The organism is Saccharothrix syringae, assembly GCF_009498035.1.
Classification (GTDB): Bacteria; Actinomycetota; Actinomycetes; order Mycobacteriales; family Pseudonocardiaceae; genus Actinosynnema; species Actinosynnema syringae.
Genome location: NZ_CP034550.1, coordinates 7,046,743 through 7,065,111 on the forward strand (window position 1 = coordinate 7,046,743; position 18,369 = coordinate 7,065,111).

Sequence of the window (18,369 nt, forward strand, 5' to 3'; positions counted from 1 at the left end):
ACGGCCACCACCCCGGGGTTCATCCCCAGACCGGGAGCCACGCCTGCCAGCGGGCCTCCTCGCAGGAGTTGACGCGCTGGAACTCGCTCGTGACCCGGACCCCGAGGAGCAGGCCGGTCACCTTGGCGCGCTGCGAGCCGTAGACGCGGTCGTAGCAGTTCCGCGTCGGCGGCCCCGGTTTGACGGCGTCCGGGGACTTGCGGATCGCCTCGCAGGCCGCCCGGGGGTTCGGGTGGTCGCCGCCGTCCGGGGCGCAGGTCAGGTGGTACTCCCGGACGACGGCCCGGCCGAGCGGGTCGTGGACGGAGACGGTGAGGTCGGTGCCGGACGCCGAGGTGCCGGACGCCGAGGTGCCGGACGCCGAGGTGCCGGTCACGACGGGGGCGGTCACGACGGGGGCGGTCACGACGGGGGCGGTCACGACGGGGGCGGGGGCGGCGCCGAGGGTGGCCGCGACGGCCAGGGCGGGCAGCGCGCCACGGGTCAACCAGGTGGGGTGCACGTTCGTTGCCTCCAATTGATCTGCGTTGACCAAGCGGATTGCGGACGGCGGTGTGCGGCTCCAGTGAACCACCCGCGCACCCCGGCGTGCCGGCCTCACCCGGTGCCGAGCAGCCGCCCGTCCTCGGCGCCGTAGAACAGCAGGCGGCCGGGTGCGGCGCGCACGCTCACCGGCTCGCCGGGCGCGGGCTCCTCGTGCTCGGGCACGGTGAAGCCGACCGGCGTGCCGTCGGCGCACTCCAGGGTCACCAGCGACGACACGCCCAGGTTCTCCACGACCGCCACCCGGCCGGTCAGCCCGTCGTCGCCCCTGGTCAGGTACTCCGGGCGCACGCCGACCACCACGGGGGTGCCGTCGGCCAACCCGGGCAGGCCGGGCAGCGAGCCCCCGGCGCACTCGACGCGGCCGTCGCGGACCTCGGCGGTGAGCAGGTTCATCGGTGTCGAGCCGATGAAGTTGGCCACGAACGTGTCGGCGGGCCGTTGGAAGACCTCGCGCGGCGTGCCCACCTGCCGGATGCGGCCCGCCTCCATCACCGCCACCCGGTCGGCCAGCGCCAGGGCCTCGGCCTGGTCGTGGGTCACGAACACGGTGGTGAGGGCCAGCTCGCGCTGCAACCGCTTGAGGAACGTCCTGGCCTCCAACCGCAATCGGGCGTCCAAGTTGGACAACGGCTCGTCCAGCAGCAGCACGTCGGCACCCGCCGCCACGGCACGGCCCAGCGCCGCGCGTTGCTGCTGGCCGCCGGAGAGCTGGCCCGGCCTGCGGTCCAGCAGCCCGGACAGGCTCAACCCCCCGGCCACCTCGGCGGCGGCCTCCCGCTGCCGCGACCTGGGCGCGCGGCGCACGCGCAGCGGGTAGGCGATGTTCTCCGCCACGGTCATGTGCGGGAACAGCGCGTAGTCCTGGAACACCATCGCCACCCCGCGCTCACCCGGTTGCCGCCGGGTCACGTCGCGCGGGCCGATCGCCACCGCGCCCGCGGCGGGCACCTCCAGCCCGGCGATCGTGCGCAGCAGCGTGGTCTTGCCGCACCCCGACGGGCCGAGCAGGGCGAACAGCTCGCCGTCCGCGACGTGCAGGTCCAACGCGTCCACCGCGCGGACCCCGTTCGGGTACACGGTCGACACGCCGGCTATGTCGATGGCCGCCATCAGCTCTTGATGCCTCCGTGGAACCGGAACCCGTAGCGCTTGTCGACCACCAGGTACAGCACGACCACCGGCACCGAGTACAGCAGCGAGAACACCGGGATGACGCTCAGGTCGGCGCTGCCGCCCTCGTCCTGCAACGTGCGCATCAGCACCGCCGCCGGTTGCGCGCCGACGTCGCGCAGCAGCAGGAACGGCAGCAGGAAGTTGCCCCACGCGTTGACGAACGACCACACCAGGATCGTGGCCAGGCCCGGCCGCGCGATCGGCAGCACCACGTGCCCCAGCACCTGCCGCGGCTTGGCGCCGAAGACGCGGGCGGACTCCTCGTAGGAGCGCGGCACGGAGTCCACGAAGTCCTTGAGGATGAAGATCGCGGCGGGCAGCATCCCGCCGGCGATCACCAGGGCGGTGCCGAACCGGGAGTCGACGAGCCCGAGCTGGAGCATCATCACGAAGATGGGCACCATGGCCGCCGTGCCCGTCACCACGCTGGACAGCAGCAGCAGCACGTACAGCAGCACGTCGCGGCCGGGGATGCGCACGCGGGACAGCGCGTAGGCGGCCAGCGCGGCGCACGCCGTGGTCACCGCGGTCGCGACCAGGCACAGCACCAGCGAGTTGAGCAGCGACCTCAGCGCGTAAGGGTGCCGGAAGGTGGCCCGCACGTTCGACAGCGTCCACTCCGGCCACCGGATGCCCAGCCCCGGCCGCGCGTCGAACGGGGCGGAGGCCAGCCACAGCATCGGCACCGCGAAGAACGCCAGCACCACGGCGACCAGCACGTAGCAGCCGATCCGGCGCACCGCCCAGGCCGGGGTCACGCGCGCCTCCTCAGCAGCCGCAGGTACACCAGCGCGACCACCAGGTTCCCGAGCAGCAGCAGCGCCGACACCGCCGACGCGTAGCCGAGCCGCCCGCCCTCCAGCGCCTGCCGGTAGATCAGCACGGGCAGCACCTCGGACCCGTGGTTCGGCCCGCCCGCGGTGAGCAGGAAGGGCGTGAAGTCGTTGGCCGTCCACAGGCTGATGAGCAGCGTGTTGGTCAGCACGTGCCCGCGGATGTGCGGGAACACCACGTCGCGGACGGTCTGCCACCCGCCGGCACCGGCGAGCCGGGCGGTCTCCAGGTGCGAGGGCGGCACCACGGCCAGCGCGGAGGTGTAGAGCAGCATGGAGAACGCCGTGCCGCGCCAGGTGTTGAACACGACCAGGCAGGCCATCGGGTACTCGACCAGCCACGCCGTGCCGGGTCGGTCGAGCAGCAGGCCGAGCGTGCCGCCGTCGCGGCTCAGCACGGCGAACCACAGGTAGGCGACCACGGGGCCGGGCAGGATCCACGCCAGCAGCACGAACCCCTCGGCGGTGCGGCGCAAACCCGGGCGCACCCGGCGCAGCAGCCAGGCGAGCGCGAAGCCCAGGGCGTTCTGCCCGACGACCGCGGAGCCGAGCACGAACAGCGCGGTCAGCCAGAGCGAGTTGGTGAACAGCGGGTCGTCCAGGGCGGTGGTGAAGTTGTCCGCGCCGACCACGCTCGGCGACGCGGCGGCCGGGCCGGTCAGCTGGTAGTCGGTGATGCCGATGTAGAGGGTCCACAGCGCCGGGAAGACCAGGAAGAGGCCGATCAGCAGCAGCGCCGGCGCGACGAAGCCGACCGCCCGCGCGACGCCCAGACCGGTGGGGTCCCGACCGATGGCCGGTGGGGCGGCGAGGGCCGGGCCGGCACGCCCCGAATCGGCGGCCCCCGAGTTGGCGAACCCCGCGTCGGTGAGGCCCGGGCCGTCGCCCCGCGCACCGGTGGGCGCCGGGCCGGCGCGACCCGAATCAGCAGACCCCGGGCCAGCGGCCCCCGGCCCCGCGCGCCCCCGGTCAGCCGACCGCAACGGAGTCCTCGCCGACCGCCTTGACCAGCGCCTCCTGGTACGAGCGCGCGGCGTCGTCCGGGCTGCGGCCCGCCACCACGTCGGCGGTGGCCTGCTGCAACGCGGCCGACACCTTCGGGTAGTCGGCGAGCCCCGGCCGGTACCGGGTGATCGGCAGCACCCGCTGGGCGACGAAGCCCAGCATCGGGTCCCCGGCCAGCACCTCCTCGTTGACGTCGGTGCGCTGGGTGATCTGCGCCCGCCCCGACAGCGACGACTTGACCGCCTCGGCGGAGTTGAGGAACCGCAGGAACTCCCATGCCTGCCCGGGGTAGCGGGTGTTCGGGTTGACCACCCGCACCCCGCCGCCGGACATGCTCACGAAGTCCTGCCCGCCGACCCCGGTCCCCGGTGCGCGCGCCGGGATCAGCGCCCACCCGACGGTGGTGTCGCGGTCGGCCATCTTCGCCACGCCGTTGCGCGGCTCGACCACCGAGCGCCAGAAGTAGTCGCCCTCCAGCAGGATGCCGATCCGGTCCTCGGCGAACAGCTCGAACGACCGCTCCCGCCCCTTGGCCTCCTGCTGGAGGACCGGGTCGCCGAGCCCGTCGCGGTAGATGCGCTGGTACAGCCCGAGGACGTCCTTCACGGCGGCCGTGGCGCCCTGCCACTTGCCGTTGTCGTGCACGAGCGCGCCGGTGCCCGCCAACGCGGGCAGCACGCCCTGCATGGTGGTGGCCTCGCCCATCGCGGTGCCGGCGTTGAGCTGGAGCGGCCACACCCCGGGCAGCGCCTTGAGCCTCGTCGCGGTGGCCAGCACGTCGTCCCAGCTGCGGGGCTGCCAGTCGGTGGGCAGCCCGGCCCGCGCGAACAGCTCCTTGTTGTAGAACAGCACCCGGCCGTCGGTGCCCATGGGCACGCCGTAGCGCCTGCCCTCGAACTCCCCCAGGCCCTGCACGGCGTCCGGGATCCGCCCCCAGCCGTCCCACGCGTCGACTTCGGCACCGCCGACGACCTCGTCGAGCGGCTTGACGTGCCCGGCCTGGGCGAACTCGCCGAGCCAGATGCCGTCCAGCTCGACGACGTCGCCACCGCCGCCGGTCTTGAAGTCCAGCGCGACCTTGGTCTTGTAGTCCTCGTCGCCCGCGCCGTTCTGCTCGAAGCGGACCGTGGCGTTGACGCCCTTGGCCCGCTGCGCCTCGGTGAACCGGGGGATGACCCAGTTGGTGATCCACTCCGCGCCGGCCGCGTTCTTGCCGCCCGCCACCGCGTTGGCGGTGAGCGTCAGCGTGATGTCCTTGGCGTCGGCGTTGCGCGTCGGGTCCGCTTCCCGGTCCTGGCCGAGGCACCCGGCGAGCAGGCCCGCCACCGACAGCAGGACGACCGTTGTCCGCCGCATCCGCGCTCCTCCGCCCCGAGGCCCGCCAGTACGTCACCCACCAACATGGCACTCGGCCCCGGTGAGCGCAGCACCCCGGTCAGCCTTCACCCGTTCGTCCCACGCGGTGCCGGACGGCCTCCTCGAACCCGGCGGCCAGCCGCATGCCGCGCGGGCCGGTGGCCGCCACGGCGCACGGCGGCCGGGGGCGTCGCACGCACCACGACCCGACGCGGAAGTCCCGCACCGAGTACCACCCGCCGTCGATCGGCGAGCCGACCGCGTGGCCGCCGAACGCGGCCGACGACCGCTCGGCGTCCTGAACGGCGCGACCGCTTCCGGCGGTGGAGCCGGGGACGTGGCCGTGGGGCGGGTTCCCGATCGCGGTGGCGCGGCGTGCTCCGGGTCAGCCGGTGTCGAACGGGACGGTGCCCACCACCGCGAGACGGCGGTGGTGGGCACCTGGCGATCCGCGCCCGCGGGTCCTCGGGCCTCTCCCCGGCCGGGACCGCGCGCGGGCGCGGATCAGGCCGCGCTGGAACCGCGGGTGTCCCCGGCGGCCTCGCCGTGGTGGTGGCCGCCGCCGAAGCGGTGGACGTGGAACCGGGCGGCCTCGGCGGGCATGACCACGAAGGGCCGCATCATGCCCTCGTCCTCGTGGTCGAGGATGTGGCAGTGGTACATGAAGTTGCCCGTCGCGGAGTCGAAGCGGCCCGCGATGGACAGCCACTCCCCCGCGTTGACCTGGTAGGTGTCCTTCCAGCCCCGCTCGTGCGGGTCCAGCGGCCTGCCCGGTCCGGGCGCGGGCAGCGGGGTCGCGGTGCCGCCGGTGGCGACGTCGAAGCCCGCGGCCGCGTTGGTCGCCGGGTCCAGCGGGAAGTTGGTGCGGTCGAGGGCCTGGAACCGGCTCAGGTGGACGTGCATCGGGTGCGTCGGGCCGCCGAGGTGGAGGAAGTTCCACACCGCCCACCGGCCGTGGTCGATGAAGACGCTCGTGGTGTCGTCGAACAGGCTCGCGACCCGCTCGAACGTGCGCACCAGCCCGGTGGCCGGGTCGGTGAGCTGGACGATCCCGTCCGCGGGCAGGGTGGCGGGCACCCGTTCGGGGTCGGTGACCTCCTGCATCTCCCACATCTGCGGGTGGCCCTCGCCCGCGGTGCCCGGCGGCACCAGGGCGATGAAGACGTGGTCGTGGTCCTCGGGCACCGTGGTGCCGTGGTGCAGCCGCACGTAGGACGGCGACAGCACCTCCGGCAGCCGGAACGCGTCGTGCCGGGTGCGGTCCTCCACCCGGAACTGCATGATGTCCGGCTCCGGCGCCGCGTTCGGCTGGGCGTTGGTCAGCCGCAGCCGCCTGCCCCGCAGCCGCGAGAAGTCGACCAGCAGGTCGGCCCGCTCGCCCGGGGCGAGGACCAGGCCGCCGTCGGGCAGCGCGGCGGGCACGGGCAGCAGGCCGCTGTCGGTGCCGATCTGGTGCACGGCGTCGTCGTGCGACTCGCCGGTCTCGTCGTCGACCAGGTGCAGCCGGTAGAAGCGCGCGTTCGAGGCGTTGACCACGCGGAAGCGGTACCAGCGGGCCTCGACGTCCAGGTGCGGCCAGATGACCCCGTTGACCAGGGTGAACGGCCCGCTGAACGGCAGGTGCAGCACCTCGCCCGCGGCGGTGGTGACGAACGGGACCTTGTAGAGCAGCTGCCCGGTCGGGTTGCCGTCCGCGTCGGTGTCGAGGTTGCGGTCGGTGATCACCAGCGGCACCTCGTGGTCGCCCGAGGGCAGGTCGAGCGCGGTCTCCTCCTCGTCGCGGATCAAGTACATGCCGACCAGGCCCGCGTGGACGTTGAAGCGGGTGACCGCCATGGCGTGGTCGTGGTACCAGAGCGTGGCCGACCTCTGCACGTTCGGGTACTCCGCGAGCTGCGAGGCGCCCTTGAGCACCGCGTTGTGCGCCCACCCGTCGTTGCCGCCGCCGGTGTGGGCGCCGTGCAGGTGCACCACGTTCCACGACGGCAGGTCGGCCACGCCCTCGATCAGCGACACGCCCTCGGGCAGCGAGCCGTCGGGGTTGCGGAAGCCGGGGCTGTTCTGCGGCGCCGACGCGACCGGCGCCTGCACCGCCACCAGCGGCACCTTCCCGTCGATCTCGTTGGTCCAGGCGACCCGGATGCGGCGGCCGTCGCGCACCTCGATGGTCGGCCCGGGGAAGTGCCCGTCGTAGGCCCACACGGTGGTGGGCGGCAGCTGCGAGTGCAGCCGGACCTCGGTCCGGACCATGGTCACGGTCAGCGAGTCGTGGTGCCACCACAGGTGGGGACGGAGCACCGGCGGGACCCGCAGCGGGTCGAGGAACTTGGTGAGGCCGAACGTGGGGCCCGCGACCGCGGGCCTGGTGATGACGTCGGTCATCGATATCGCCCCCCTGGCGACGTCGAGGGCGCGGCGCCGAGGCGCCGCGCCGTTCTCCCCCTGTGCCGGGCCCCCGGCTCCCCCACCGGGGGAACCCGACACTTCACAAGAACGGCGCGGACCCCGTGGGATACCGACGAGGTGGAAAATTCCCTAGCTCACCCGTTCGTGCGGGTGTGCATGATCGGCCGGACCCAGTAGTTGCTGTTGTTCCAGCTCTGCGTGGGGAAGCCGCCGCCGTAGGAGTAGACGCCGGCGCCCTCGGAGGTGGCGTACGGCGCGGTCGCCATGGCGGCGCTGAAGTAGTCCTCCGTCACGCGGTACCCGCCCGCCGGGGTGAAGTAGGAGACGACGTACTCCTGGCCCGGCACCACCGGGACGGGCGTCGGGAAGTCCACGTCGCTCACGTACCGCTCGGCCGGGGAGACCGCCTCGGCGAGCAGCGTCCCGTCCGCCGACCACAGGTGCGCGGTCAGCGGACCGGTGTGGGTCCCGCGGTGGATGAACGCGCCGACGAGGTACCCGGGGCTGTCGACCCGCACCCGCACGCCCACCTCCACGGGGGCCTGGTCGGGGTCGTCGACCTCCGGCCGGTGGGGCAGCGCCGGCAGGCCCAGCAGGCAGGGGCAGTCGGGGGTGGGGGGTTCAGCCGTGCCGCCGGCGAAGAACCGGAACGGGCCGCGCACCCCGCCCGGGCCGCCGGAGCCCCACGCGCGCAGGTGGTAGGTGACCTCGCCCTCCTCGGTCGGGGTGTAGCGGTAGAGCCACCGCTCCCCCTGGTACTCCGTCGGCAGCCACGTTTGCCCGCCGTCGAAGGTGATGTCGACGGCGGTGACGTCGCCGGACTCGCCGTTGGTGGCGCCCCCGGCGATCAGCAGCGGCACGTCCAGGGCGACCCTGGCGCCGTTGGACGGCGTGTAGCCCCCGGCCACCGGAGCGGCGTGGGCCGTGCCGGTCAGCAGGGTTCCGGTCAGGGTCAGGGCGGACAGGGCGGCGAGGATGCGCTTCACGCCCCCGGGATCGACCTCCCGCCGGGGCCCGTTACACCGTTGATCGCTTCGCCGGACCGCGCTGTGCCGGATGGCGGCGCGGCGCGGTCCGTCCGGCGATCCGCGGTGCCGGGCCCGCGCGGCAGCCGGGCCCGGCACCGCGCGCGGGTCAGTCCCAGGGGTTGGCCGGCTGGTCGTCGATCGCGACCCAGAACCGGCCGACGTCACCGGCGGCCCACCAGCCCCAGCCACCGCCGCCGTCGTGGTGCTCGCCCATCCGGTAGCCCGCGCCGAACCGCGCGGCGCACAGGGCGTCCGCGGTCGCGCGCGAGGTCAGCGCCGTGCCCCGGACCGGCGGGGTCAGCCCCACCTCGCCCGCGGCCCAGCCGTTGTAGAAGTCGAAGGGGATGCCGTCCGGCGCGGCGCGGCCGTCCTGGCGCAGGCACAGCACCGGCAGCCGGGTGGTGACCGCCGTGTCGCCGGCGTAGGCGTCGGTCTTCACGTCGGAGCTGAAGTCGACCAGGTCGCGCCCCCACTCCTTGGTGACCATCGTCCACGTCATGGCGTTGCCGGTGGTGGTGTCCCAGGGGTTGGCCCGCTGGTCGTCGATCGCGACCCACGTGCGCAGCAGGTCGCCCAGGGCCCACCAGCCCCAGCCGCCGTCACCGTCGTGGTGCTCGCCCATCCGGTAGCCGGCGCCGAACTGCGCGGCGCACAGCCCGTCCGCCGCGGCGCGGCTGTAGAGGGCGTAGCCCGGCACGGGCGGGGTCAGCTTCGCCCGGCCGCCGGTCCAGCCCGCGTAGAAGTCGGGCACGACCCCCGCCGGCAGCGGCAGGCCCGCCTTCTCCAGGCACAGCACCGGGAGCGGCGCGTCGCACGGCGTGTCGCCCTCGTAGGCGTTCGTGGAATCGTCCGCGCCGACCAGCACCGGGTCGGCGCCCCACTGGTTGTCCCGGACCGTCCAGGTCATGCCCGCGCAGTCGTCGGCGGCATTCGCGGTGCCGACCGCCCCGGTGGCGCCGGGAATTACCAGCGCGAGCACGCATGCCGCGATGACCTGCCATCTTCGTCGCATGGAATGCACTCCTCGTCCTGTTCCGGTGGAGCACCCTGAAATCCGAAACATAGGGAAAAACCCGCCGGGACCGCAATGCCGCCATTCGCGTCGTCAACCGCCGGGAATAGCCGGAATTATTTCCACCGAGAGGTCATTGACAGAACCCGGGACCGTTCACCGGGTGCCCACCGGGAGAAGGCGTTGCGCCGACCAGGGGCACTGTCGCGCCCGCCCTGCCGCGGGGCCGCGCGGGGCTGCGAGACTCCCCGACCATGCGTGAGGTGGGCAACGGGCGCTACCGGCTGGTCCGCGAGCTGGGCCGGGGTGGCATGGGGGCCGTGTGGCTCGGGCGGGACACCGTGCTCGACCGGGACGTCGCCGTCAAGGAGCTGGTGATCCCCGGCGGCGTGCCCGCCGCCGAGCGGGCGGTCTACCGGGAGCGGGTGCTGCGGGAGGCGCGGATCGCGGGCGGGTTGGCCGACCCGGCCGTGGTCACGGTCCACGACCTGGTCAAGGAGGACGACCAGACCTACATCGTGATGGAGCTGATCCGGGCGCCGACGCTGACCGAGCTGGTCGAGCGAGGCGGTCCGCTCGACGCGCGGGCCGCGGCGCGGCTGGCGGCGCAGCTGCTGTCGGCGCTGGAGGCGGCCCACGAGGCCGGGGTGGTGCACCGGGACGTCAAGCCCGGCAACGTGATGGTGCCCGCCAAGGGGTCGGCGAAGCTGACCGACTTCGGCATCGCCCAGTCGCTCGACGACCCCCGGCTCACCGCCACCGGCTCGCTGATCGGCTCGCCCGCGTACATGTCGCCGGAACGGCTCTCCGGCGGGCCGGCGTCGCCCTCGTGGGACCTGTGGGCGCTGGGCGCGACGCTGTTCTTCGCCACCGAGGGGTACGGGCCGTTCGACCGGGACAGCACGTCGGCGACCATGCTCGCGGTGATGACCGAGCGCCCGCGGCCGCGGTTGACGCCGGGGCCGCTGGCCGAGCTGATCACCGGCCTGCTCGAACCGGACCCGGAGCTGCGCCTGCGGGCGGACCGGGCCCACCGGCTGGTCGAGCGGGCGCTGGCGGCCGACCCGGACCCGACCGCGCGGGTCGACCAGCCGACCGTGCGCACGGCACCGGCGCCGGCGGTTCCGGCACCCGACCGCCGGCGCCGGACGGGCCTGGTCCTGTCCGCGACGCTGACCCCGCTGTTCGTGATCGGCGCGCTGGTCCTGCTGTACGCCACGGTGTTCAAGCCGTACTTCACCCTGGGCGTCCCGGACCCGACGACCACCCCGCCGACCACTTCCGGGACCTCGACCACGTCGTCGTCCGCCCCGCCCACGTCGTCACCGGCCATGCAGCCGGTGCTGACCATCGGCCCCGACGGCGACATCGCGCGCTACGGCCTGGTGACGTCGGAGAACGAGTGCCTGAACTGGCTGCCGGTGAAGGGGGCGCCGAGGATCGGCTCGGAGGTGCGCACCGGCTGCTACGCCCCGCACGACGTGGAGGTGCTGCGCCGCGTCACCGACGACAGCGACCACGACGAGGAGGCGCCGTACCCGCCGGTGGAGGAGCTGACCAGGCGGGTCGTCGCGGAGTGCACGCGGGTCTTCCTGTCGGACAAGGTGCTGGGCGAGGACAAGGAGGCCACCCTGCGGTTCTGGGTCGTCATCCCCACCGCCGAGTCGTGGCGGCTGCGCGTCCAGAGCGGCACCCGCACCTCCGACCGGGCCTCCTACTGCTTCGTCGGCCGGGCGGACGGGGCGAAGCTGACCGAGCCGATCATGACCGAGGACTGATCGGCGAGCACGGCCGGACCGCGCCACCGCCCACCTCCGCCCCGGTTGCAAAGGCGCCTTTGCAAAGCTACCTTTGCACCATGGTCGCCCCGCGCGAGATCACCGACGTCGAAGAGCTGCGGACCCTCGCGCACCCGCTGCGCCAACGGATCCTGCGCCACCTCGGCCAATCCGGGCCGGCCACGGCCAGCACCCTGGGCCGGGCCCTGGGCGAGAGCAGCGGCGCCACCAGCTACCACCTCCGGATGCTCGCCAGGCACTCCTTCGTCGAGGAGGTGCCCGAACGCGCCCACGGGCGCGAGCGGTGGTGGCGGGTGCCCGCGCACGACCTCCGCTTCCCGCGCGCGCCGCGCGACCCGGAGGTGCGCACCCTGCTGGAACAGCTGAACCAGCTCAAGCTGGCCGCCGACCAGGAGTTGTTCGCCGACTTCCTGGCGCGGCGGGACGAGCTGGGCGAGTGGGCCGAGGCGCTGCCGTACTCGCGCGGCTCCGTCCGGGTGACCCTGCCGGAGCTGCGCGAGTTCTTCGACGAGTACATGGCGCTGCTCAAGCGCTACCAGCGACCGGTGGAGGAGACGCCCGCGGGCGCCCGGCAGGTCGCCGTCCGGTTCTTCGCCTTCCCGGTACCCGAACAGGGGTGAGACCGTGTTCCCCGCAAGCACACCGCCGATCCGGCGTGCCCTCGTCCTGCTGTCGTCCCTCCTGGTCCTGTCCGCGCAGCCGGCGCACGCCGCGCCGACGGGGTTGACCGAGCAGGAGATCACCTTCTCCAGCGGTGACCTGGTCCTGCGCGGCACGGTCCTCGCACCGGCCACCCCCGGCCCACCCCGACCCGCCGTGGTGATGGTGCACGGTTCCGGTCGCGTCACGCGGGACGGCTACCGGGCGGAGGCCGAGGCGTTCGCGCGCGCCGGCATCGTGACGCTGGTCTACGACAAGCGCCCCAGGGCGTCCAGGTCCGACGTCGACTTCTCGCTGCTGGCCGACGACGCGCTGGCCGGGGTGCGGGCACTGCGGTCCCGTCCGGACGTCGATCCCGCCCGGACCGGCCTGTGGGGTGTCAGCGAGGGCGGCTGGGTGGCGCCGCTGGCCGCGTCGCGGTCGGCCGACGTGGCGTTCGTCGTCGCGGTCGGGGCGCCCGGCACGTCGCCCGAGCGCCAGCAGTCGTGGAACCTGGTCAACCGGCTGACCGCCGCCGGGGTGTCCGGGTCCCTGGTGGGCACCGTCTCGCGCACCACCCTGGGCCTGCTCGTCGGCGCGGGCCTGTTCCCCGAGGCCGGCTACGACCCGGCGCCGGTGCTGGCCCGGGTCGCCCAGCCGGTGCTGGGGCTGTGGGGAGCCCTCGACCGGGTGATCCCCGGCGCCGAGAGCATGCGCGTCTTCCAGGAGGCGCTGGACCGGGGCGGCAACACCCGCTACGCGCTGCGCGCCGTGCCCGGGGCCGACCACACGATGCGCCTGTCACCGGACGGCTTCCAGCGCGGCGACGAGGTGTCCCCCGAGTACCTGGAACTGGTGGCCTCCTGGGTCAACGGGCGCGCCGTCGAACCGCCCACCGGCCCGCTGCCGCACCAGGAGCGGGCGAGCGCGCCCGTCGAGGCCGGTTCACCCGGCGTGCAGCTCGCCGTCGTCGCGCTGCTGCTGGCCGCGTTCCTCGGTTACGCGTCGAGCGCGGCGGTCAGGCGGTGGCGCGGTCCCGTGCGCCCCGCGCGCTGGGCGGCCACGACCGGCCTGCTGAGCGTGCTCGGGCTGGTCGCCTACCTCGTCCACCTCGCCTCCGGTGGCGCCAGGGACCTCGGCCCGGTGGTGCTGGGGCGCCCGATCCCGTGGCTGGTGCTCCACCTGCTCGCGCTGGCCACCACCGCCGCGACCGCCGCCACGGCCGTCACGTCGTGGCGGGCCCGGTCCGCGCTGTCCCGGGCGCACCGGGTGCGGCTCGCCCTGCTGGTCACCGGCGGCGCGGTGTTCGTGCCGTGGGCGGTCCACTGGGGTCTGCTGGTGCCGTGAGGCGGCGCTCCACCGCCACCGGTCGGGCCGGCACCGGGCAGCCGAGGCGCCCGTTGGACGACGCGCCCGTCAGGCGATGCCGCCGTTGGCGCGCAGCACCTGCCCGTTGACCCAGCGGCCGTCCGGGCCGGCGAGGAACGCCACCACGCGCGCGATGTCCTCCGGGGTGCCGAGCCGTTCCAGCGGCGGCTGCTTGGCCAGGCGCGCCACGGTCTCCTCGTCCTTGCCGTCGAGGAACAGCTCGGTGGCGGTGGGGCCGGGCGCGACCGCGTTGACCGTGATGTCGCGCCCGCGCAGCTCGCGGGCCAGCACCATGGTCATCGCCTCGACCGCGCCCTTGCTGGCGGCGTAGGCGCCGTAGGTGGGGAACTGCAGGCCGACCACGGAGCTGGACAGCATGACCACGGCCCCGCCCGGACGCAGGCGCCGCGCCGCCTCGCGCGCCACGACGAACGTGCCGCGGACGTTGGTGCGGTGCAGGTCGTCGAGGTCGGCCAGGTCCAGTTCGGCGATCGGCGCCAGGGACATCCGGCCCGCCGAGTTGACCACCACGTCGACGCCGCCGAACGCCTCGGTCGCGGTGTCGAACAGCGCGGCGACCGCCCGCTCGTCCGCCACGTCCGCCTGCGCGGCCACGGCCCGGCCGCCGCCGGCGGTGATGTGGTCGACGACCTCGCGCGCGGCGGCCGCGGACCCGGCGTAGCCGACGACGACGGCCTGCCCGGCGGCGGCGAGGGCGGTGGCGATGGCGCGACCGATGCCGCGCGAGGCCCCGGTGACGACTGCTGCCCGTCCGGTCATGGTCCCACTCCCTTGATAGCGACGCTACGTCGATTTCGTTGCGTTGATAAGACCATAGCACAGCTAGCATCGTCGCGTAGCATTGATCTCATGACGGATCAGCCCGACGTGTCCCGGCGCCGTCGGCGCACCGCCGCCGGCCCCGCCGACGACGCCGCCGCGCGCACCGCGCTCGTCGAGGCCGCCGAGCGCCAGTTGGCCGCCTCCCCGGAGGGCGACATCGCCACCAGGGCCGTGTGCGAGGAGGTGGGGGTGACCCAGCCGGTGCTCTACCGGCTCTTCGGGGACAAGCGGGGCCTGCTCGACGCCGTCGCCGACGCGGGTTTCGAGCGGTACGCGCGGCGCAAGGCCGGGCTGGGCGCGACCGCCGACCCGGTCGCCGACCTGTACGCGGGCTGGGACGACCACATGGCCTTCGCCGCCGCGAACCCCGCCGTCTACCAGCTGATGTTCGCGCCGCGGCCGCGGTCGGGCTCGGTCGCCCACCGGCGCGTCCTGGACCTGCTCGAAGCCACCCTGGTGCGGTGCGCGGCCGTCGGGGCGCTGACCACGTCCCCGCGCCTGGCGGCGCAGCTGATCCTGCCCGCCAACGTCGGTGCCGCGCTGAGCCTCATCGCCCAGCCCGCGCTGTTCGACGACCCGGGGTTGTCGCGGCGGACGCGCGACGCGGTCTTCGCGGCCGTGCTGGCCGCCGCGCACGTGCCGGTGGAGACGGACCCCGTGCGCGACGCGGCGCGCCGGCTGCGCTCACAGCTGGCGTTGGCCGGGACCGACGCGCTGGAAGCCGTCGAGGCGGCCCTGCTGGACCGGTGGTTGGAGCGCATCGACCGGCCGTGAGGACCGCGGTCGCCGGCGGTCGCGGTCCGGACGGGCGCGCCTCCGGTCGGGCCGGGGTCGGCCGCGTCAGGGGTGCGTCCGGCCGGTCAGCACGTAGCGGTCCTCCGCCAACTGGTCCGGGTCGACGGCGACCACCCGCTCCCCCTCCGCGGTGACCAGCCGCCACCACTCGTCCGACGCGTCGTCGGGCAGCAGGACGCGCAGGCCGAACCGGTGGCACAGGGCCGCGGCCGCCCGCGCCTCCCCCGGTCCGGGGACCGTGTCGTCGGCGCCGATGTCCAGCCGCCACGGGAAGTCGCCGCCGTCCAGGTCGAGGTAGGTGCAGCTCAGGGTCGCCGGTGGGCCGCCCGCGTCCTCGTACAGCCGGCCGACGTGCACGCCCGCCTGGTCGACCCCGAACACCTCGGACACCGCGCGGCGCAGGTCGGCCGGGTCGGGCAGGCGGTCGAGGAGGAAGCTGTAGCTGACCATGTCTCACTTCCGGTAGTGCGCGTACACGGCATCGGCCCGCTCGAACGCCCCTGGCGGGATCGACGGGTCGCGGGCGACGCTCGCCCGCGCGGCGGCGAGGTCGCCATTGTGCCGGATCAGCGCTTGCAGGGCCTTGTACTCCGACCGGTCCAACCGCACGAAACCGGGACCGTCCACCGGGAACACGGTGCCGCTGGGCTCCACCTTGTAGCGGCGCCCGCCGTCGGTGACGTAGCTGTTGGTGCCGGGGTCCCAGCGCACCCTGCCCGCCTGGATGTCGGCGATGTCCTGCCGCACCGCGTCCCTGACCTCCGGCAGGATGATCGTGTTCTCCGCCTTCGGCGGGCTCTTCGGGCTGACCCGGTTGAGCTGGTGGCGGTCGCTGGGCGGCCGGAGCGCGATCCGGCCCGCCGGGCCGGGCACGGCCGGGTTCGGGTCGGTCGGGGTCGGCACCCCGGTCGGGTCGGTGGGCTCGCCCGCCCTCCTGGCCGCGTCGATGGCCTGGTGCGCGCCCGCCACGCTCCTGCCCGCGCCCGCGCCGCCGACCACCCGCGGCCGCCCGCGGCCGGTCCTGGGTCTGGGTGTCATGGCGGTCCTAGCCGTTGAGGAGCTTCGTCAGGTTGACCATGCTGTTGATCAGGGCGCCCGTGTAGGCGGCGATGCGGCCCGCCCACTTGACCACCGCGGCCGCGATCTGCGGCAGGACCTCCGGGATGGTGAACACGAGCAGCATCTCGCCCGCCCACACGATCACCCGCGCGACGAGGTCCGCGATGAGGTCGCGCACGATCTCGCGGGTCAGCTCCACCAGGCCGCCCGCGCCCTCGGTGGCCTCCGCCATCGCCGCCGCGGTGGCGCCGAGCCCGCCGAGGGCGTCGACGTTGTGGACCATCAGGCCCTGGTAGGAGTCCGCGGCCTCGCCGGCCCAGGACGGCAGGTCCCCGTCCAGGTGGGTGCCCAGGTCGGCGGCCATGGCCGACAGCTCGGTGGCCATGTTCCGCCACGTCGCCGCGTGCGCCCGGACGAGGTCGGGCTTGCCGGTCAGCTCGTCCAGCGCCTCGCGCAGCGGTTCGAAGTACTCCATCGCCCAGCCCAGGCCGTTGGCCAGCAGCGCGCTGAGGGGGTCGATCGCCGCGGCCGCCACCTCGACGCCCGCGTTCACGCCCGCGAGCGCGTCGTCGACCCAGCCCTCCGCCTTGATGGCGTCGACCAGGCCCTCGACGCTGTCGGCCAGGCTCGCCCCGGTCCACGCCTGCCGCGACGACCGCACCGGGGCGACCAGCGACTCCCCGGTCACCGGGTGCCCCCACCGGCCGACCGGACCCGGTCGGCGTTGTCGTCGTCGACGGCCCGGTACTCCGCCGCGGTGGCCCGCAGTTGCCGCACGACCAGCCGGAGGTTGTGCTCCACGCCCGCGACCAGCTCGTCCTGCCGGGCGTGCCGGTCCTCCAGGACGCCGGAGATCCACCCGCACAGCTTCCCGTAGGCCCGGGTGTCACCCCTGATGTGCGCGCCGGCGGACCTCACCGCCGCGAACCGCGCCAGGACCGCCTCGACGTTGGCGGCGTGGGCGCGGATCTGCTCGACGTCGACGTCATATCCCTCGACCACGGTCACCTCTCGTCCAAATAGGACTCGCCGGCGTAGTCCTCGTCGTCCGCACTGCTCGGGGCGGCTGTGCGCGTCGGTGCGGGGCGTGTTGGTGCGGGGCGTGCCGGGGCGGCGGTGCCCTCGGGGGTCGGGGCGCCGCGCAGGTGCCGCCCGACGCTCTCCACGATCGCCCGCCCGGCGGCCGACTCGGCGCCCACGGTGTCCGCGACGATGTCCCGCGACCGGTCGGCCAGCTGGTTCCTGGCGTCGCCGAGCGCGGCCAGGATGGTGCGCGCGACCACGTCGGGCGACACGCGCCCGATCCGGTCGGTCAGCCGCAGGCCCACCAGCGCGCCGGTCGAGTCCACCGTGACCTCGGCGAGCCCGCCGGGATCGCGGGCGGTGACCCGGACGGCCCGCAGCCGCTCGCCCATCTCCCTGGTGTCGGCGGCCAGCTTGTCGATCCGGCCCCGCCACGCGGCCAGCCGTTCCCGGGCGGCGTCCGGGTCGAGGATGTCCTGGTCCATTCCAGCCCACCTGTCATCACGAGGCGTAGCACCGTGATGGCGGAGTGTATTTACGCGGAGGCGGGCGGGAAGGGGAACGCGGCAACTTGGTCCGATCAGCTCCGGGGCGCGGGGCGGGTCCGGTCGGCCATCCGGAGGCGGTGGAACCGCGCGATGGCGGCGATGCCCACCAGCGACACCGCGGCGCTCGCCACCAGCGCGACGCCCGTGCCCGGAGCGGCGCCCCCGGTCTCGTCGAGCAGCACCGCCCCGATCCACGCCGCGACGACCGGGTTCACCACCGTCTGGCCCGCCACCACCAGGTCGGCGGGCCCGCTGGTGTACCCGAGCTGGATCAGCCACGCACCCACCAGGAACGCCACGACCAGACCGGCGACGGACACCCACGGGACGCGCGGCAGGGACGTCGCCACGTCCCGCACGAGCACCGCGACCAGGCCGTAGGAGGCGCCCGCGCCGGCCGCGAACGCCAGGGCGCGCGTCGTCCCGCCGCGGAACAACCCGATGGCGGCGAACGCGCACACCACGCCGGCGACCACCTGACCCGCCCGCAGCACCACCCGGTCGGGGACCTCCGCGGCCACCGCCGAGCCCGCCGCGATCGCGACGAACACCACCACGCCCGCGGTCGCCGCCAGCACCGCCACCGCGAACCCCGGGGTGAACCGGGGCACGTCGATGAGCGCGGTGATCGGCAGCGCCAGGACGGCCAGCGGCGCCACCACGGTCACCGGGGCCAGCGCCAGGGCCAGGACCTGCATCGCCGCGGCGACGACCAGCACCGAGAAGCCAAGCCGCCACCGGCGGTGGCGCACCAGGGTGGTGATCCGGCGCAGGGAGAGGTCGCCGACGTCCTGGACGCCGCTGTGCTGCAGCGCGGCGCCCACCGCGCTGAACGCCGCGCCCAGCAGGGCGCAGAGGACCGCTACCCCGACCACTTGACCAGCGTAGGTCTTGCGCGGCGGGTCCGAGGGGCGAGAAGTGCCGGGGCGGTCGCGG

Annotated in this window: 20 protein-coding genes; 5 read left to right on the forward strand and 15 right to left on the reverse strand. The window is 74.5% G+C overall.

What is annotated here, in order from left to right; translation table 11 throughout:
• Nucleotides 1-19: 19 nt before the first annotated feature.
• The 5 genes from EKG83_RS29860 to EKG83_RS29880 form a co-directional block, all read right to left on the reverse strand.
• Entirely contained in the window at nucleotides 20-517 is a 498-nt protein-coding gene (locus EKG83_RS29860) for an SSI family serine proteinase inhibitor (RefSeq protein WP_170191816.1), read from the reverse strand.
• Nucleotides 518-597: 80 nt separating this feature from the next.
• Entirely contained in the window at nucleotides 598-1,656 is a 1,059-nt protein-coding gene (locus EKG83_RS29865) for an ABC transporter ATP-binding protein (protein ID WP_033430211.1), read from the reverse strand.
• On the reverse strand, nucleotides 1,656-2,477 hold the full coding sequence (locus EKG83_RS29870) for a carbohydrate ABC transporter permease (RefSeq protein WP_033430212.1): 822 nt from the start codon (nucleotides 2,475-2,477) through the stop codon (nucleotides 1,656-1,658). The genes EKG83_RS29865 and EKG83_RS29870 overlap by 1 nt, the downstream gene beginning before the upstream one ends.
• Nucleotides 2,474-3,535 carry a carbohydrate ABC transporter permease gene (locus EKG83_RS29875; protein ID WP_211269059.1) on the reverse strand — a complete coding sequence of 354 codons (1,062 nt, stop codon included), beginning with the start codon at nucleotides 3,533-3,535 and terminating at the stop codon, nucleotides 2,474-2,476. The genes EKG83_RS29870 and EKG83_RS29875 overlap by 4 nt, the downstream gene beginning before the upstream one ends.
• Entirely contained in the window at nucleotides 3,522-4,913 is a 1,392-nt protein-coding gene (locus tag EKG83_RS29880) for an extracellular solute-binding protein (RefSeq protein ID WP_033430213.1), read from the reverse strand. Before EKG83_RS29880 ends, EKG83_RS29875 begins: the two co-directional genes overlap by 14 nt.
• A 143-nt stretch (nucleotides 4,914-5,056) precedes the next feature.
• Between EKG83_RS29880 and EKG83_RS47150 the strand changes: the two genes are divergently transcribed.
• The gene (locus tag EKG83_RS47150) at nucleotides 5,057-5,215 is read left to right on the forward strand and encodes a hypothetical protein (RefSeq protein ID WP_170191812.1); all 159 of its coding nucleotides are present in this window, start codon (nucleotides 5,057-5,059) and stop codon (nucleotides 5,213-5,215) included.
• A 202-nt stretch (nucleotides 5,216-5,417) separates the two neighbouring features.
• On the opposite strand, the gene EKG83_RS29890 is transcribed toward EKG83_RS47150, so the two are convergent.
• The 3 genes from EKG83_RS29890 to EKG83_RS29900 form a co-directional block, all read right to left on the reverse strand.
• Nucleotides 5,418-7,295: a multicopper oxidase family protein gene (locus tag EKG83_RS29890; protein WP_033430214.1), complete on the reverse strand. Its 1,878-nt coding sequence runs from the start codon at nucleotides 7,293-7,295 to the stop codon at nucleotides 5,418-5,420.
• Between the two features lie 158 nt (nucleotides 7,296-7,453).
• Entirely contained in the window at nucleotides 7,454-8,305 is an 852-nt protein-coding gene (locus EKG83_RS29895; protein WP_033430215.1) for a DUF4082 domain-containing protein, read from the reverse strand.
• 148 nt (nucleotides 8,306-8,453) lie between these two features.
• Entirely contained in the window at nucleotides 8,454-9,359 is a 906-nt protein-coding gene (locus tag EKG83_RS29900) for a hypothetical protein (RefSeq protein WP_153278538.1), read from the reverse strand.
• Between the two features lie 254 nt (nucleotides 9,360-9,613).
• Here EKG83_RS29900 and EKG83_RS29905 point away from each other — a divergent pair, with 254 nt between their 5' ends.
• From EKG83_RS29905 to EKG83_RS29915, 3 genes are all read left to right on the forward strand, one after another.
• Complete coding sequence (locus tag EKG83_RS29905; protein ID WP_063741312.1) at nucleotides 9,614-11,137, forward strand: serine/threonine-protein kinase; 1,524 nt, start codon at nucleotides 9,614-9,616, stop codon at nucleotides 11,135-11,137.
• An 80-nt stretch (nucleotides 11,138-11,217) separates the two neighbouring features.
• Nucleotides 11,218-11,778 carry an ArsR/SmtB family transcription factor gene (locus EKG83_RS29910; protein WP_033430217.1) on the forward strand — a complete coding sequence of 187 codons (561 nt, stop codon included), beginning with the start codon at nucleotides 11,218-11,220 and terminating at the stop codon, nucleotides 11,776-11,778.
• 4 nt (nucleotides 11,779-11,782) lie between these two features.
• Nucleotides 11,783-13,144, forward strand: coding sequence for an alpha/beta hydrolase family protein (locus EKG83_RS29915; protein ID WP_228122275.1), 1,362 nt, complete (start codon nucleotides 11,783-11,785; stop codon nucleotides 13,142-13,144).
• A 69-nt stretch (nucleotides 13,145-13,213) separates the two neighbouring features.
• On the opposite strand, the gene EKG83_RS29920 is transcribed toward EKG83_RS29915, so the two are convergent.
• Nucleotides 13,214-13,945 carry an SDR family oxidoreductase gene (locus EKG83_RS29920; protein ID WP_033430218.1) on the reverse strand — a complete coding sequence of 244 codons (732 nt, stop codon included), beginning with the start codon at nucleotides 13,943-13,945 and terminating at the stop codon, nucleotides 13,214-13,216.
• A 90-nt stretch (nucleotides 13,946-14,035) separates the two neighbouring features.
• On the opposite strand from EKG83_RS29920, the gene EKG83_RS29925 reads away from it, so the two are divergent.
• Nucleotides 14,036-14,782 carry a TetR/AcrR family transcriptional regulator gene (locus tag EKG83_RS29925; protein WP_033430219.1) on the forward strand — a complete coding sequence of 249 codons (747 nt, stop codon included), beginning with the start codon at nucleotides 14,036-14,038 and terminating at the stop codon, nucleotides 14,780-14,782.
• A 66-nt stretch (nucleotides 14,783-14,848) separates the two neighbouring features.
• Here EKG83_RS29925 and EKG83_RS29930 read toward each other — a convergent pair whose 3' ends face one another.
• The 6 genes from EKG83_RS29930 to EKG83_RS29955 form a co-directional block, all read right to left on the reverse strand.
• On the reverse strand, nucleotides 14,849-15,253 hold the full coding sequence (locus EKG83_RS29930; protein WP_033430220.1) for a hypothetical protein: 405 nt from the start codon (nucleotides 15,251-15,253) through the stop codon (nucleotides 14,849-14,851).
• A 3-nt stretch (nucleotides 15,254-15,256) separates the two neighbouring features.
• The gene (locus EKG83_RS29935; protein WP_153278539.1) at nucleotides 15,257-15,841 is read right to left on the reverse strand and encodes a hypothetical protein; all 585 of its coding nucleotides are present in this window, start codon (nucleotides 15,839-15,841) and stop codon (nucleotides 15,257-15,259) included.
• 7 nt (nucleotides 15,842-15,848) lie between these two features.
• On the reverse strand, nucleotides 15,849-16,550 hold the full coding sequence (locus tag EKG83_RS29940) for a WXG100 family type VII secretion target (protein ID WP_033430222.1): 702 nt from the start codon (nucleotides 16,548-16,550) through the stop codon (nucleotides 15,849-15,851).
• A complete protein-coding gene (locus EKG83_RS29945) occupies nucleotides 16,547-16,870 on the reverse strand; it encodes a type VII secretion target (protein ID WP_322746610.1) in 324 nt (107 codons plus the stop codon). Before EKG83_RS29945 ends, EKG83_RS29940 begins: the two co-directional genes overlap by 4 nt.
• Nucleotides 16,867-17,370, reverse strand: a complete 504-nt coding sequence (locus tag EKG83_RS29950) for a YbaB/EbfC family nucleoid-associated protein (protein ID WP_084716289.1) — start codon at nucleotides 17,368-17,370, stop codon at nucleotides 16,867-16,869. The genes EKG83_RS29945 and EKG83_RS29950 overlap by 4 nt, the downstream gene beginning before the upstream one ends.
• Before the next feature lie 95 nt (nucleotides 17,371-17,465).
• The gene (locus EKG83_RS29955; RefSeq protein ID WP_051765418.1) at nucleotides 17,466-18,308 is read right to left on the reverse strand and encodes a DMT family protein; all 843 of its coding nucleotides are present in this window, start codon (nucleotides 18,306-18,308) and stop codon (nucleotides 17,466-17,468) included.
• Nucleotides 18,309-18,369 lie beyond the last annotated feature (61 nt).

Coding starts and splice junctions, on each gene's coding strand:
- EKG83_RS29865 (WP_033430211.1), bottom strand. CDS start 1,656: ATGGCGGCCATCGACATAGCCGGCGTGTCGACCGTGTACCCGAACGGG.
- EKG83_RS29880 (WP_033430213.1), bottom strand. CDS start 4,913: ATGCGGCGGACAACGGTCGTCCTGCTGTCGGTGGCGGGCCTGCTCGCC.
- EKG83_RS47150 (WP_170191812.1), top strand. CDS start 5,057: ATGCCGCGCGGGCCGGTGGCCGCCACGGCGCACGGCGGCCGGGGGCGT.
- EKG83_RS29890 (WP_033430214.1), bottom strand. CDS start 7,295: ATGACCGACGTCATCACCAGGCCCGCGGTCGCGGGCCCCACGTTCGGC.
- EKG83_RS29900 (WP_153278538.1), bottom strand. CDS start 9,359: ATGCGACGAAGATGGCAGGTCATCGCGGCATGCGTGCTCGCGCTGGTA.
- EKG83_RS29905 (WP_063741312.1), top strand. CDS start 9,614: ATGCGTGAGGTGGGCAACGGGCGCTACCGGCTGGTCCGCGAGCTGGGC.
- EKG83_RS29910 (WP_033430217.1), top strand. CDS start 11,218: ATGGTCGCCCCGCGCGAGATCACCGACGTCGAAGAGCTGCGGACCCTC.
- EKG83_RS29920 (WP_033430218.1), bottom strand. CDS start 13,945: ATGACCGGACGGGCAGCAGTCGTCACCGGGGCCTCGCGCGGCATCGGT.
- EKG83_RS29925 (WP_033430219.1), top strand. CDS start 14,036: ATGACGGATCAGCCCGACGTGTCCCGGCGCCGTCGGCGCACCGCCGCC.
- EKG83_RS29930 (WP_033430220.1), bottom strand. CDS start 15,253: ATGGTCAGCTACAGCTTCCTCCTCGACCGCCTGCCCGACCCGGCCGAC.
- EKG83_RS29935 (WP_153278539.1), bottom strand. CDS start 15,841: ATGACACCCAGACCCAGGACCGGCCGCGGGCGGCCGCGGGTGGTCGGC.
- EKG83_RS29950 (WP_084716289.1), bottom strand. CDS start 17,370: ATGGACCAGGACATCCTCGACCCGGACGCCGCCCGGGAACGGCTGGCC.